We start from the raw sequence: 12,913 nt of genomic DNA on the forward strand, positions 1-12,913 counted from the left end.
GCCTGTGGGAGCGGGCTTGCCCGCGAAAAGCACACCATCGTCGTGCAATATAACGATCCCATGTCCCCTGCGCCCTGCCCGTTGTATACTCTTCGGCTTTTCCGTATTTATGCCTAAGGGTCCCGCCGCGCATGGATAAGACCTACCAGCCGCACGCCATCGAAACTTCCTGGTACAACACCTGGGAGTCCGAGAACTATTTCGCCCCGCAAGGTGCAGGCGAGTCCTACACCATCATGATCCCACCGCCGAACGTGACCGGCAGCCTGCACATGGGTCATGGGTTCAACAACGCGATCATGGACGCCCTGATCCGCTTCCGCCGCATGCAGGGGCGCGACACCCTGTGGCAGCCGGGTACCGACCACGCCGGCATCGCCACGCAGATGCTGGTGGAGCGCCAGCTCGAGGCGAAAGGCCAGAACCGCCACGACCTGGGCCGCGAAAAGTTCCTGGAGAAGGTCTGGGAGTGGAAGGATCAGTCCGGTGGCAACATCAGCCGCCAGATCCGTCGCCTGGGTTCGTCGGTCGACTGGAGCCGCGAACGCTTCACCATGGATGACGGCCTGTCCGAAGCCGTCAAGGAAGCCTTCGTGCGCCTGCATGAAGACGGCCTGATCTACCGCGGCAAGCGTCTGGTCAACTGGGACACCAAGCTGCACACCGCGATTTCCGACCTCGAAGTGGAAAACCACGACGAGAAAGGCCACCTGTGGAACCTGCGCTACCCGCTGGCCGATGGGGCCACCACGGCCGAAGGCAAGGACCACCTGGTCGTTGCCACCACCCGCCCGGAAACCCTGCTCGGTGACGTCGCCGTTGCCGTCAACCCGACCGACGAGCGCTACCAGGCGCTGATCGGCAAGTTCGTCGAGCTGCCGCTGGTCGGACGCCGCATCCCGATCATCGCCGACGACTACTGCGATCCCGAGTTCGGTACCGGCTGCGTGAAAATCACCCCGGCCCACGACTTCAACGACTATGAAGTCGGCAAGCGCCACAACCTGCCGCTGCTGAACATCTTCGACAAGAACGCCACCGTGCTCGCCGCGGTCCAGGCCTTCAACCTCGATGGCAGCGTCAACGAAAACCTCGACACCTCGCTGCCTGCGCAGTACGCCGGCCTCGACCGCTTCGTGGCGCGCAAGCAAATGGTTGCCGACCTGGACGCGCAGGGGCTGCTGGTCAGCGTCGATGACCACGCCCTCAAAGTGCCGAAAGGCGACCGCTCGGGTACCGTCATCGAGCCGTGGCTGACCGACCAGTGGTACGTCTCCACCAAGCCGCTGGCCGAGCCTGCCATCGCCGCCGTGGAAGACGGTCGCATCCAGTTCGTGCCGAAACAGTACGAGAACATGTACTTCTCCTGGATGCGCGACATCCAGGACTGGTGCATCAGCCGCCAGCTGTGGTGGGGCCACCGCATCCCGGCGTGGTACGACGAGGCCGGCCAGGTCTATGTCGGCCGCAACGAGGAAGAAGTGCGGACCAAGCACGGCCTGGGCAGCGATGTGGTCCTGCGCCAGGACGACGACGTGCTCGACACCTGGTTCAGCTCGGGCCTGTGGACTTTCTCCACGCTCGGCTGGCCGGAACAGACCGAGTTCCTGAAGAAATTCCACTCCACCGACGTACTGGTCACGGGCTTCGACATCATCTTCTTCTGGGTCGCCCGGATGATCATGCTGACCATGCACCTGATCAAGAACGAGGATGGCACCCCGCAGGTCCCGTTCAAGACCGTGTATGTGCATGGCCTGGTGCGCGATGGCCAAGGCCAGAAGATGTCCAAGTCCAAGGGCAACGTGCTCGACCCGCTGGACATCGTCGACGGCATCACGCTCGAAGCGCTGCTGGAAAAACGTACCAGCGGCCTGATGCAGCCCAAGCTCGCCGAGAAGATCGCCAAGCAGACCAAGGCCGAATTCCCCGAGGGTATCGCCAGCTACGGCACCGATGCCCTGCGCTTCACCTTCTGCTCGCTGGCTTCCACCGGCCGTGACATCAAGTTCGACATGGGCCGCGTCGAAGGCTACCGCAACTTCTGCAACAAGATCTGGAACGCTGCCCGCTACGCGCTGGACAAGGGCGAGGACTGCGGCCAGAACGGCGAGGCCTACGAGTTGTCGCTGGCCGATCGCTGGATCATCTCGCAACTGCAACGCACCGAAGCGGAAGTGACCCGCCAGCTCGAGCAGTTCCGCTTCGACCTGGCCAGCCAGGCGCTGTACGAGTTCGTCTGGAACCAGTACTGCGACTGGTACCTGGAGCTTTCCAAGCCGGTACTGTGGGATGAAAATGCGCCCATCGAGCGCGCCCGCGGTACTCGCCGTACCCTGGTCCGCGTGCTGGAAGTGGTACTGCGCCTGGCGCATCCGTTCATGCCGTTCATCACCGAGGAGATCTGGCAGCGCATCGCGCCGCTGGCGGGCGTCCAGGGCAAGACCATCATGCTGCAGCCTTGGCCGGTGGCCAATGAGAGCCGCATCGATGCCGGCGCCGAAGGCGACATCGAATGGCTCAAGGAGCTGATGGTCGGCCTGCGCAACATCCGCGCCGAGATGAACATCGGCCCGGGCAAGCCCCTGCCGCTGTTCCTGAAGAACGCCAATGCCGACGACCAGCGTCGCCTGCAGGAAAACGAAGCGCTGCTCAAGAAGCTGGCCAAGGTCGAGACCTTCACCGTACTCGGCGAGCAGGACGAAGCGCCGCTGTCGGCCACCGCACTGGTAGGCGATCTGCAGGTACTGGTACCGATGGCCGGCCTGATCGACAAGGACGCTGAGCTTGCACGCCTGAACAAGGAAATCCAGCGCCTGCAGGGTGAGGTCCAGCGTGTCGGCGGCAAGCTGTCCAACGCCGCCTTCGTCGACAAGGCACCGCCTGCGGTGATCGAGAAGGAACGTGCCAAACTGGCCGAGTCCGAACAGGCCCTGGCCAACTTCACCGAGCAGCATGCGCGGATTGCAGCGCTGTAACCTGACATTGCTGAACTGACCGGCGAGGGCTTCGCCCTCGTTCGCGGCCAAGGCCGCTCCCACAGGAATGGGCTGTCTTCAAAGAGCCCCACTATCCTGTGAGAGCGGCCTTGGCCGCGAATGGGCCGCCGTGCGGCCTTTGGCCAGTGCAAGCGACACCGGACACGAGCATGACCCAGAACAAACCCACCCTGCATCCGCGCAATCGCCACCAGGGCCGCTACGACTTCCCCAGCCTGATCAAGGCCCATCCTGACCTGGCCCGGTTCACCATCACCAACCCCCACGGCAAACCGAGCATCGACTTCGCCAACCCCGAGGCCGTGCGCGTGTTCAACCGTGCCTTGCTAAAGGCCCAGTACGGCATCCAGCACTGGGACATCCCCGCGGACTACCTGTGCCCGCCGATCCCAGGACGCGCCGACTACATCCACGTGCTGGCCGACCTTCTGGCCGAAGACAACGGCGGGCAGGTCCCACGCGGCGCCCAGGTGCGCGTGCTGGACGTCGGCGTCGGCGCCAACTGCATCTACCCGCTGCTCGGCCATAGCGACTATCGCTGGCGCTTTCTCGGCTCGGATATCGACGCCACGGCGCTGGCCTCGGCCAAGGCGATCGTCCAAGCCAATGGCCTGAACAAGGCCATCACCTTGCGTCAGCAGGCCAACCGCAAGCACATCCTCAGCGGCCTGCTGCAGGACGACGAGCGCTTCGACCTGACCCTGTGCAACCCGCCCTTCCACGGCTCGCGCGAGGAGGCCACCCGTGGCAGCCAGCGCAAATGGAAGAATCTGGGCAAGCAGGATCCCACCCGCAAGCTGCCAGTGCTGAACTTCGGCGGACAGAACAACGAGCTGTGGTGCGAGGGCGGCGAGATCCGCTTCGTCACCCAACTGGTGAACGAAAGCGTGCAGTACGGCGAGCAGGTGCTGTGGTTCACCAGCCTGGTGTCCAAGGTCAGCAACCTGTCGGGTATCGAAGCGGCGCTCAAGAAAGCGGGCGTGAAAGCCCAGCGCGTCGTCGAGATGGGCCAGGGCCAGAAACAGAGCCGCATGGTGGCCTGGAGCTTCCAGGACGACGCCATGCGCAGCGCCTGGCATGTCGCGCGAGGCAAGGCGCAGGCATGAAAAAACCGCGCCCGGACAAGCCGGGCGCGGTATCAATGAAGCATCGACAATTACTTGTTGATGGCGTCGTTCAGGACCTTGGCTGGTACGAACTTGACGACTTTCTTGGCAGCGATTTCGATGGCAGCGCCAGTCGAAGGGTTACGGCCAGTGCGGGCAGGACGCTCGGAGACTTTCAGCTTGCCGATGCCTGGCAGGGTGATTTCAGCGCCGTTTTCCAGTTGGTCAGCGACGATCTGGCCCAGTTGCTCCAGAGCGTTGCGCGCGGTGGTTTTCGGCGCGTCGATGGCTTCGGCGATGTCGGCAATCAGTTGGTCTTTGGTCAATGCCATGGTGGTGTTCCTTCCCTATCAAATCAGAGGTATGCAACGTGCTTCATCGTTATCGGGCCTGCACGGAAGGTCCGGCGAGCCTCGCCAATCGCGTATGTAGATACGAAAATCAGCGTTTGGTTCGACACGACGCAAGCGAGCTGCCAGCAATGCGCCACCCCAAGGGGCGCAAGACGGCGCAAAGCTAACACAGGAACCAGGAAATATCCGCTGTCGACCGTGATTTTATTGAGGTTTTTCGGGGGTTTGCCCGAAAAGCGCAGATTTTTGAACAAAAAACGAACAACTGGCATTTCCGCCAACATCTGGCCACTGCATCACCCCTGCCCTGCGGTAAACTGAGCCACTTTGCAGCGCGGTATCGCACCGCCCATCCTTTCAGAGAATTCCATGCCAATCCGTCATTGCATCGTTCACCTGATCGACAAGAAGCCCGACGGCAGCCCCGCCGTGCTCCATGCGCGAGACACCGAACTGGCGGCGTCGGAGGCCATCGAGAACCTCCTGGCCGACCTCAACGACAGCTATAACGCCAAACAGGGCAAGGCCTGGGGCTTCTTCCACGGAGAGTCCGGCGCCTACCCGCTCAGTGGCTGGCTCAAGCAGTATCAGGAAGAGGAAAAGGACTTCACCACCTTCAGCCGCATCGCAGTCGAGCACCTGCAGAAGCTGATGGAAGAGTCGAACCTGTCCACAGGCGGTCATGTGCTGTTCGCCCATTATCAGCAAGGCATGACCGAGTACCTGGTCATCGCCCTGCTGCACCACAGCGAAGGTGTGGCGGTGAACGCCGAACTCGACGTCACCCCGTCACGCCACCTGGACTTGGGGCAACTGCACCTGGCCGCGCGAATCAACCTGTCCGAGTGGAAGAACAATCAGCACTCGAAGCAGTACATTTCCTTCATCAAGGGCAAGAACGGCAAGAAGGTGTCGGACTACTTCCGCGATTTCATCGGCTGTCAGGAAGGTGTCGACGGCCCTGGTGAAACCCGAACCCTGCTCAAGGCGTTCAGCGACTTCGTCGAGAGCGAGGATCTGCCCGAGGAAGCGGCGCGCGAGAAGACCCAGACCCTGGTTGACTATGCCACCAGCCAGACCAAGCAGGGCGAGCCGATCACCCTGGAGGAGCTGTCGAGCCTGATCGACGAAGACCGCCCCAAGGCGTTCTTCGACCACATCCGCAACAAGGACTATGGCCTGTCGCCGGAAATTCCTGCGGACAAACGCACCCTGAACCAGTTCCGCCGTTTCACTGGACGTGCCGAGGGTCTGTCGATCAGCTTCGAGGCCCACCTGCTGGGCTCGAAGATCGAGTATGACGAAGAAGCCGGAACCCTGGTGATCAAGGGCCTTCCGACACAACTGATCGATCAGCTCAAGCGCCGCAAGGACTGAGTTCGACCGTCGCCCCACCCTGCGCGAAGGAGGCGACCAGCGCCTCCTTCGCCGATTTGCGCAGCTTTTTCACCAGCCGCTCCTGACGCAGGGCTTCGCCTTTGTCCGGCCACTGCTCGACATAGACCAACGCCTGCGCCGGGCTGGTCTTGAAATAACGCGCGCCCTGCCCTTTCTGATGCTTCTGGAAGCGTCGCTGCGGATCGTCACTGATGCCGCAATACAGCGAGCCATTGGCCGCTCGTACGAGGTACACGTACCAGGGCTTGGCCTCCCGTTCGGGAATATCTTCACTCGCCACAGGGATCCTGAGTGTCATTAGTTTGGAGAGCCCATCCATATCCAGGGCTCTACCATGTTGAAAAAATGTTCCCGGCTACTAGCCACAGCTGCGCTGCTAACGCCATTCCTGGCCCAGGCGTCCCTCGGCGAGCGAACCGCTGCGCAGATGCAGGAAAACTATGATGCTGCACCGGTTGACTGTGGGGGTTCGGCCATTTCGGCCCACGGTTGTTCGGGCGTACTGATCCGCGCGACCAAACCATCCCCCAAGTATCACACCTGGCATCATAGCCCGAACAACAAGGAAAAAGGCGGCGTCTCGTTCTCTTACCTGCGCACCGACCTGCCAATCACAAGCCTGGCTGCCGATGCCCGCAGCGGCTTTACCCTGTACCCGCGCATGCAGCGCCCGGCAGGGTCGATCAGCTATCAGGTGCTGTGCGCCTGGCCAACCGATGGCGATACCTGGACGCGCGAACAACAAGGGTGTGGCAACAACAGCCAAACCACCTCGACCGAGCGCCTGTGCCATGAGCAAGGCATCACGACCGCTCACGCCTGGATCGACGAGTTCCGCCGCTCCGGGGACTACAAGCGCCAATGCGCATTCGATGTGCGTGACACCCGCAAGAGCGAGCGCGCCGACGCCTTCTACCAGAGCCTGACGGCACAGCGAATGTTCGCCTCCGAACTACCATTCCCTTGGAATGAAGTCATCGTTCAAGCCTGGGAAGAGGACCAATCCCACAGACTGCCGATCCAGTCGTTCTTCCACATCGAAGGCATGTGGGGGGCGCTCGAGCAAGCACAGGCGGACCAGAAGGACTGGTACGAGACCTACGGCGCCTACATCCCGATCATCCGCATCCGCATGCCGCAAGAGGCCCATGACAAGGCCACCTTCAGCTATCACAGTAACGAACAGGCGGTTCCCACGTCCTGAAAAAGCGATCAGCGCGCCTGGAATGCCAGCAGGCCTTTGGTGGCCTGCTGGCGGACCTTGTTTCTTACCAGAGGGCTCCACCCCAGTAACAAGCCGGGCGTACCCAGGGCTTGGCGCGACCAACGCCACAGGTCGAAACTGTCGTCATGCTGACAGATCAAGCCGTCACGGATCACGAAACGAGCCTGGATATCATTGACCACGGTACGGCCGGTCTGGCTGAACAGGTAGGTGGCGACCCAATGGGCACTGCCACCCTGTGCATCCGCGTGCACGCTGTCGAAGGTCAGGGAAAAGTCCTTGGCGCGGGTGGTCAGCATCCGCCACATGTCACCCACGTCCTGGCCACGCAAAGTACCGAAAGCCGGATCACTGAAGACGATGTCACCGCTGTAGCAGGCCACCATGGCCTCGGCGTCCAGGCGCTGGAAGGCCTGATAGAAACGGGTGATCAGGGCGCTGTTGGCGTCACTCATGGGGCAGGTCCGTCCAGGGAATCGAAAGCTGCACGATAATCCGCGCCCCGCCTTCGCGCCATGGTCATTTGCGCCATGAATGCATCCAGCGTCACACCAGTTTCACACCCGCTCGCTGACGACCTGCACATGCAGCGCCCGCCCGGCCCCCAGACCGAAGACGATCGCCCCCAGCCCCAGCACCGCGAAGATCCAGCCGACCGCTGCCCAGCCACCGGTGAGGTCATGTACCAATCCGACCGCGAACGGGCCCATCGAAGCTAGCGTGTAACCGACGCCCTGGGCCATGCTCGACAAGTTCGCCGCCACGTGCGAATCCTTCGAACGCAGCACGATCAGGGTCAAGGCCAGGGCGAAAGTACCGCCTTGCCCCAGCCCCAGCAGCACCGCCCAGCCCCACAGCCCCGAGATCGGCGCATACAGGCATCCGAACAAGCCGCCGAGGGTGACCAGCATCACCACCACGATCGCCAGCCGCTGATCCTTGCCGCGGGTCGCCAGCCAGGGCGCACTGAGCGAGCTGATCAACTGCACCAGCACCGACCCCGAAAGCACCAGACCGGCTTGCGTGGGGCTCAGGCCACGACCGATGAGAATCGACGGCAGCCAGCCGAACACGATGTAGGCCAGCGAGGACTGCAGCCCCATGTACAGCGTCACCTGCCAGGCCAGTCGATCGCGCCACAGCCCACGCACCCGATAGGCCGCCTGGTGCGCGCCATGCCCTTGGCGCGCCTGGGGCGCCCACACCAGCATCGCCAGCAGCGCGGGCAACAGCCAGAAGCCCAGCCCCATGGCCCAACTGTCGCCGAAGTACTGGCTCAAGGGCACAGTGCTGCCCGCGGCCATCGCTGCGCCGAGGCACAGGGCCATCGTGTAGACGCCAGTCAGGGTGCCGGCATGAGCGGGGAAATCACGCTTGACGATGCCCGGTAGCAGCACGCCGATGATGCCGATGCTGGCACCGGCGATCAGGCTGCCGACGAATACCCCGGTCGCACCGAGTGCACTGCGCAGCAGGATCCCCAGCGCCAGGGTAAGGAGGATGCCCAGAATCACCCGCTCGCTGCCAAAACGACGCGCCAGGATCGGCGCCAGCGGCGCGAACAGGCCCAGGCACAGGACTGGCAAGGTCGTCAGTAAACCTGCCGCGGAAGCATTGAGCCCCAGCCCCTCGGACACCTGGCCCAGCACCGGCGCCATGCTCGACAGCGCCGGGCGCAGGTTCAACGCGACCAGTACCAACCCCAGCAACAGCAACCAAGGTCGGCGCAGCACCACGGGCTGCTGCTGGACCTGTTCGTCGTCAGCCTCGGCATCGATCAGCAGCTCATCGAGTTCAGGGTCGTGCTTGGAGTGGTTGTACGTCAGTTGTTCAGGCATGGGGCACTCGGGCTCAGGATTCGATGAGGGCCCGGCTCAGGCGCTTGGCCGCGTCCGGGTCGCGTTGTTCGATGGCGTCGAGGATCTGCACATGCAGGTCGAACACTCGTTGACTGCGGGGAAGCGCACTCATGTTGTGCTGCACCGCTGCAGCGACGACGCTGGAAAAGTAGCGGTACAACTCGCTCAGTGCCGGGTTGTGCGCAGCGTCCACCAGGCGCTGGTGGAACACCAGGTCACAGGCCACATAGGTGTCCAGATCGCCGTGGAAGTGCCCACAGCTGCGCTCCAGGGCCTCGCGCAAGTCGCGCAGATCATCGTCGGTGCGCCGCAGGGCGGCGAGGCCGATGGCCTCGGCTTCGAGGATGCAACGGGTCTCGCGGGCCTGCTCGACCGTGCAGCGCGAGATGGCCTGCACTGCCTGCAAAGGGTCTTGGGCGGTGCGCAGATAGCTGCCGTCGCCCTGGCGCACTTCTACCAGACCACTGAAGGCCAGCACACGCATGGCCTCACGCACGGTATTGCGGCTGATGCCCAGTTCCAGGGCCAGTTCCGGCTCGGTGGGCAGGCGCTGTCCTACAGCCCAGGCGCCCTGGGCAATGCGCTCGCGCAATTGGTCCACGGCTTGCTCCACCAGAGAGCGCTTGATCAACAGGGACATACTAACGTCCAGTCATCGGATGAATTTACAAGCGGCAACAATAGCGCTGAAAAGCATCGCGGGGCAAGTCGGAGCGGCGATGCAGCGATCCGACTTGCCCCGCGACAGGAACGACGCGAACTACCCGTTCAACGCATCGATCAACGCCTGGTTCATCTCCGGCGTGCCTACGGTAATCCTCAGGAACTGCGCGATCCGTGCCTGCTTGAAGTGCCGCACGATCACCCCCTGCTCACGCAGGCGCGCCGCCAGTTCAGCCGCATCCTGTTGCGGGTGCCGGGCGAAGATGAAGTTGGCCGCCGATGGCAGTACCTCGAAGCCCCGCGCCGTCAACTGCTCGACCAGGGCCTCACGGCTGTCGATGACCTTGCGGCAGGTCTCGTCGAAGTAAGCGCGATCTTCGAACGCTGCCGCCGCGCCGATGATCGCCATGCGATCGAGCGGATAGGAGTTGAAGCTGTTCTTGATCCGCTCCAGTGCCTCGATCAGGTCCGGATGCCCCACTGCCAGCCCCACCCGCAGACCCGCCAGCGAGCGCGACTTGGACAGGGTCTGGGTCACCAGCAAATTGTCATAGCGGTCCACCAGTGCGATGGCGGTTTCGCCGCCAAAGTCGATGTAGGCTTCGTCCACGACCACCACCGAGTCGCGATTGGCCCGGAGCAATCGCTCGATGGCCTCGAGCGGCAGCAGGCAGCCAGTCGGTGCGTTAGGGTTGGGGAAGATGATCCCGGCATTGGGCTTGTTGTAGTCCTCGATGCGGATCTGGAACTGCTCGTCCAGCGCCACCTGCTCGAAGTCGATACCGTACAAGCCGCAGTACACCGGATAGAAGCTGTAGCTGATATCCGGGAACAGCAGCGGCGCGCCGTGCTGGAACAGGCCGTGGAAGATGTGCGCCAGCACTTCGTCCGAACCGTTGCCGACGAAGACCTGCTGCGGGGTGACCTTGTAGTAATCAGCCACAGCCTGCTTGAGCCGGTCGCTGTTCGGATCCGGGTACAGGCGCAGGTTGTCGCTCAGCTCGCCACGCATGGCCTCCAACGCCTTGGGCGAAGGCCCATAGGGGTTTTCGTTGGTATTGAGCTTGACCAGGCGAGCCAGCTTGGGCTGCTCACCCGGCACGTAAGGCACCAGGTCCTTGACGAAGGGGCTCCAGAATCGACTCATGTTCAGTTCCCCTTCTCGTTGAGGATGCGGTATTCGGCGCTACGGGCATGGGCGGTCAGCGACTCGCCACGGGCCAGTACGGATGCAGTGTGACCGAGCTCGGATGCGCCCTGCTCGGAGCAGAAGATGATCGACGAACGCTTCTGGAAATCGTACACCCCCAGCGGCGAAGAGAACCGTGCGGTGCCGGATGTGGGCAACACGTGGTTAGGGCCTGCACAGTAGTCACCCAGGGCCTCGCTGGTGTGGCGGCCCATGAAGATCGCACCGGCATGGCGGATCTGCGGCAACCAGGCCTGCGGATCGGCGACCGACAATTCGAGGTGTTCCGGGGCGATGCGGTTGGCGACCTCGATGGCCTGCTGCATGTCACGCACCTGGATCAGGGCGCCTCGACCGTTGATCGACTTCTCGATGATCTCGGCGCGCTCCATGGTGGGCAGCAGCTTGTCGATGCTGGCCGCCACGCGGTCGAGGAAGGCCGCATCAGGGCTGACCAGGATCGCCTGCGCATCTTCGTCGTGCTCGGCCTGGGAGAACAGGTCCATGGCGATCCAGTCCGGATCGGTCTGGCCATCACATACCACGAGGATTTCCGAGGGTCCGGCGATCATGTCGATGCCGACTTGACCGAACACATGGCGTTTGGCGGTGGCTACGTAGATATTGCCAGGACCGACGATCTTGTCGACCTGCGGCACGCTCTCGGTGCCGTAGGCCAACGCCGCGACTGCCTGGGCGCCACCGACGGTGAACACGCGATCGACGCCGGCGATGCAGGCCGCAGCCAGCACCAGCTCGTTGATCTCTCCACGCGGGGTCGGCACTACCATGACCACCTCACCGACACCGGCGACCTTGGCGGGGATGGCATTCATCAGTACCGATGACGGGTACGACGCCTTGCCGCCAGGCACGTACAGCCCTGCGCGATCGAGCGGGGTGACTTTCTGGCCGAGCACGGTGCCATCAGCTTCGGTGTACTGCCAGGAATCCTGCTTCTGTCGTTCGTGGTAGCTGCGCACGCGGTTGGCGGCAGTTTCCAGTGCCTCGCGCTGGGCTGCGGAGATCCGAGTCAGGGCCAGTTCCAGGCGCTCGCGACCCAGGATCAGGTCATCGATGGACTTGGCATCAACGCCATCGAAACGCTGGGTGAACTCCACCAGCGCCGCATCGCCACGCTCGCGCACGGCTTTGATGATGTCGAGCACCCGCTGGTTGACCGCGTCATCGGACACGCTTTCCCAGCTCAGCAGATGATCCAGATGTCGCGCGAAATCCGGATCAGCAGCGTTGAGACGGGCAATTGCAGTGGACACGGTCATGACGAGGGCCTCGTTTTATTGGCGAATGCTCAGGCGCCCTAGGCTACCAGTCCATCCGCGCGGGCACCCGAGAAAAGTGGCTATGACGCGGATAGACGGGCGCGACAGCGAAGGTCGCGCGCAGAAGTCAGCCGCGGTGTCGCGATTCGACAGCCTTGCGCAGGGTGTCGATGAGATTCTGGATACGGGCGTGCTGCATCTTCATGGAGGCCTTGTTCACCACCAGGCGCGAACTGATCGTGGCGATCAGCTCCTGTGGCTCGAGGCCATTGGCGCGCAGGGTGTTGCCGGTATCCACCACGTCGATGATCTTGTCGGCGAGGTTGATCAGCGGGGCCAGCTCCATGGAGCCATAGAGCTTGATGATGTCGACCTGGCGGCCTTGTTCGGCGTAATAGCGCTTGGCTACGTTGACGAACTTGGTGGCCACACGCAGACGCCCCTTGGGCTCGGGTGCACCAACGACGCCAGCGGTCATCAGCTTGCACTTGGCGATCTGCAGGTCGAGCGGCTCGTACAGGCCCTGGCCGCCGTATTCCATCAACACGTCGTTGCCGGCCACACCCAGGTCGGCGGCACCATGCTCGACGTAGGTCGGCACGTCGGTGGCACGCACGATGAGCAGGCGCACGTCGTCCTGCGTGGTGGGGATGATCAGCTTGCGGCTCTTGTCCGGGTTCTCGGTCGGCACGATACCGGCCTCGGCCAGCAGCGGCAGGGTATCGTCGAGAATACGGCCTTTGGAAAGCGCGATGGTCAACATTGCAACGTCGGTCCTTAAGCGGCTACAGCCGGCCAGGTCATCGACCTGGCCGTGTTCGATTCGGCTGGCACGTCC

The 12,913-nt window shown here is 62.9% G+C and carries 13 protein-coding genes; 4 read left to right on the top strand and 9 right to left on the bottom strand.

Translation table 11 applies throughout. The features are described from left to right. The first annotated feature begins 131 nt into the window (after nucleotides 1–131). Together APH44_RS20760 and rlmF are read left to right on the top strand one after the other, a co-directional pair. A complete protein-coding gene (locus tag APH44_RS20760) occupies nucleotides 132–2,978 on the top strand; it encodes a valine--tRNA ligase (RefSeq protein WP_054894357.1) in 2,847 nt (948 codons plus the stop codon). A gap of 170 nt (nucleotides 2,979–3,148) precedes the next feature. Continuing rightward, nucleotides 3,149–4,105 (top strand): 23S rRNA (adenine(1618)-N(6))-methyltransferase RlmF, encoded by a 957-nt coding sequence (gene rlmF, locus APH44_RS20765; RefSeq protein WP_054894358.1) that lies wholly within the window; start codon nucleotides 3,149–3,151, stop codon nucleotides 4,103–4,105. A 50-nt stretch (nucleotides 4,106–4,155) separates the two neighbouring features. On the opposite strand, the gene APH44_RS20770 is transcribed toward rlmF, so the two are convergent. Together APH44_RS20770 and APH44_RS29820 are read right to left on the bottom strand one after the other, a co-directional pair. Next, entirely contained in the window at nucleotides 4,156–4,437 is a 282-nt protein-coding gene (locus APH44_RS20770) for an HU family DNA-binding protein (protein ID WP_054894359.1), read from the bottom strand. 23 nt (nucleotides 4,438–4,460) lie between these two features. Beyond that, nucleotides 4,461–4,742 (bottom strand): hypothetical protein, encoded by a 282-nt coding sequence (locus APH44_RS29820; protein WP_125930668.1) that lies wholly within the window; start codon nucleotides 4,740–4,742, stop codon nucleotides 4,461–4,463. An 85-nt stretch (nucleotides 4,743–4,827) separates the two neighbouring features. Here APH44_RS29820 and yejK point away from each other — a divergent pair, with 85 nt between their 5' ends. Continuing rightward, nucleotides 4,828–5,835: a nucleoid-associated protein YejK gene (gene yejK, locus APH44_RS20775; RefSeq protein WP_054894360.1), complete on the top strand. Its 1,008-nt coding sequence runs from the start codon at nucleotides 4,828–4,830 to the stop codon at nucleotides 5,833–5,835. On the opposite strand, the gene APH44_RS20780 is transcribed toward yejK, so the two are convergent. After that, on the bottom strand, nucleotides 5,816–6,154 hold the full coding sequence (locus APH44_RS20780) for a GIY-YIG nuclease family protein (protein WP_054894361.1): 339 nt from the start codon (nucleotides 6,152–6,154) through the stop codon (nucleotides 5,816–5,818). The two genes, yejK and APH44_RS20780, sit on opposite strands and share 20 nt — an antisense overlap. A gap of 36 nt (nucleotides 6,155–6,190) precedes the next feature. On the opposite strand from APH44_RS20780, the gene APH44_RS20785 reads away from it, so the two are divergent. Then, the gene (locus APH44_RS20785; RefSeq protein ID WP_156343775.1) at nucleotides 6,191–7,060 is read left to right on the top strand and encodes a hypothetical protein; all 870 of its coding nucleotides are present in this window, start codon (nucleotides 6,191–6,193) and stop codon (nucleotides 7,058–7,060) included. An 8-nt stretch (nucleotides 7,061–7,068) separates the two neighbouring features. On the opposite strand, the gene APH44_RS20790 is transcribed toward APH44_RS20785, so the two are convergent. The 6 genes from APH44_RS20790 to hisG form a co-directional block, all read right to left on the bottom strand. Then, nucleotides 7,069–7,536 carry a nuclear transport factor 2 family protein gene (locus APH44_RS20790; protein ID WP_054894363.1) on the bottom strand — a complete coding sequence of 156 codons (468 nt, stop codon included), beginning with the start codon at nucleotides 7,534–7,536 and terminating at the stop codon, nucleotides 7,069–7,071. Nucleotides 7,537–7,638: 102 nt separating this feature from the next. After that, nucleotides 7,639–8,919 carry an MFS transporter gene (locus tag APH44_RS20795; RefSeq protein WP_054894364.1) on the bottom strand — a complete coding sequence of 427 codons (1,281 nt, stop codon included), beginning with the start codon at nucleotides 8,917–8,919 and terminating at the stop codon, nucleotides 7,639–7,641. A gap of 13 nt (nucleotides 8,920–8,932) precedes the next feature. Then, nucleotides 8,933–9,580: a FadR/GntR family transcriptional regulator gene (locus tag APH44_RS20800; protein WP_054894365.1), complete on the bottom strand. Its 648-nt coding sequence runs from the start codon at nucleotides 9,578–9,580 to the stop codon at nucleotides 8,933–8,935. A 120-nt stretch (nucleotides 9,581–9,700) separates the two neighbouring features. Continuing rightward, complete coding sequence (gene hisC, locus APH44_RS20805) at nucleotides 9,701–10,750, bottom strand: histidinol-phosphate transaminase (RefSeq protein ID WP_054894366.1); 1,050 nt, start codon at nucleotides 10,748–10,750, stop codon at nucleotides 9,701–9,703. Nucleotides 10,751–10,752: 2 nt separating this feature from the next. Next, nucleotides 10,753–12,075, bottom strand: a complete 1,323-nt coding sequence (hisD, locus tag APH44_RS20810; RefSeq protein ID WP_054894367.1) for a histidinol dehydrogenase — start codon at nucleotides 12,073–12,075, stop codon at nucleotides 10,753–10,755. A 127-nt stretch (nucleotides 12,076–12,202) separates the two neighbouring features. Further along, complete coding sequence (gene hisG / locus APH44_RS20815) at nucleotides 12,203–12,838, bottom strand: ATP phosphoribosyltransferase (protein ID WP_054894368.1); 636 nt, start codon at nucleotides 12,836–12,838, stop codon at nucleotides 12,203–12,205. Between the last annotated feature and the right edge of the window lie 75 nt (nucleotides 12,839–12,913).

Source organism: Pseudomonas sp. NBRC 111143 (genome assembly GCF_001320965.1).
GTDB lineage: Bacteria > Pseudomonadota > Gammaproteobacteria > Pseudomonadales > Pseudomonadaceae > Aquipseudomonas > Aquipseudomonas machongensis.

What these genes read in the sequence shown, in the direction of transcription:
- APH44_RS20760 (WP_054894357.1), top strand. Translation starts at nt 132, where the DNA reads ATGGATAAGACCTACCAGCCGCACGCCATCGAAACTTCCTGGTACAAC.
- rlmF (WP_054894358.1), top strand. Translation starts at nt 3,149, where the DNA reads ATGACCCAGAACAAACCCACCCTGCATCCGCGCAATCGCCACCAGGGC.
- APH44_RS20770 (WP_054894359.1), bottom strand. Translation starts at nt 4,437, where the DNA reads ATGGCATTGACCAAAGACCAACTGATTGCCGACATCGCCGAAGCCATC.
- APH44_RS29820 (WP_125930668.1), bottom strand. Translation starts at nt 4,742, where the DNA reads ATGTTGGCGGAAATGCCAGTTGTTCGTTTTTTGTTCAAAAATCTGCGC.
- yejK (WP_054894360.1), top strand. Translation starts at nt 4,828, where the DNA reads ATGCCAATCCGTCATTGCATCGTTCACCTGATCGACAAGAAGCCCGAC.
- APH44_RS20780 (WP_054894361.1), bottom strand. Translation starts at nt 6,154, where the DNA reads ATGACACTCAGGATCCCTGTGGCGAGTGAAGATATTCCCGAACGGGAG.
- APH44_RS20785 (WP_156343775.1), top strand. Translation starts at nt 6,191, where the DNA reads ATGTTGAAAAAATGTTCCCGGCTACTAGCCACAGCTGCGCTGCTAACG.
- APH44_RS20790 (WP_054894363.1), bottom strand. Translation starts at nt 7,536, where the DNA reads ATGAGTGACGCCAACAGCGCCCTGATCACCCGTTTCTATCAGGCCTTC.
- APH44_RS20795 (WP_054894364.1), bottom strand. Translation starts at nt 8,919, where the DNA reads ATGCCTGAACAACTGACGTACAACCACTCCAAGCACGACCCTGAACTC.
- APH44_RS20800 (WP_054894365.1), bottom strand. Translation starts at nt 9,580, where the DNA reads ATGTCCCTGTTGATCAAGCGCTCTCTGGTGGAGCAAGCCGTGGACCAA.
- hisC (WP_054894366.1), bottom strand. Translation starts at nt 10,750, where the DNA reads ATGAGTCGATTCTGGAGCCCCTTCGTCAAGGACCTGGTGCCTTACGTG.
- hisD (WP_054894367.1), bottom strand. Translation starts at nt 12,075, where the DNA reads ATGACCGTGTCCACTGCAATTGCCCGTCTCAACGCTGCTGATCCGGAT.
- hisG (WP_054894368.1), bottom strand. Translation starts at nt 12,838, where the DNA reads ATGTTGACCATCGCGCTTTCCAAAGGCCGTATTCTCGACGATACCCTG.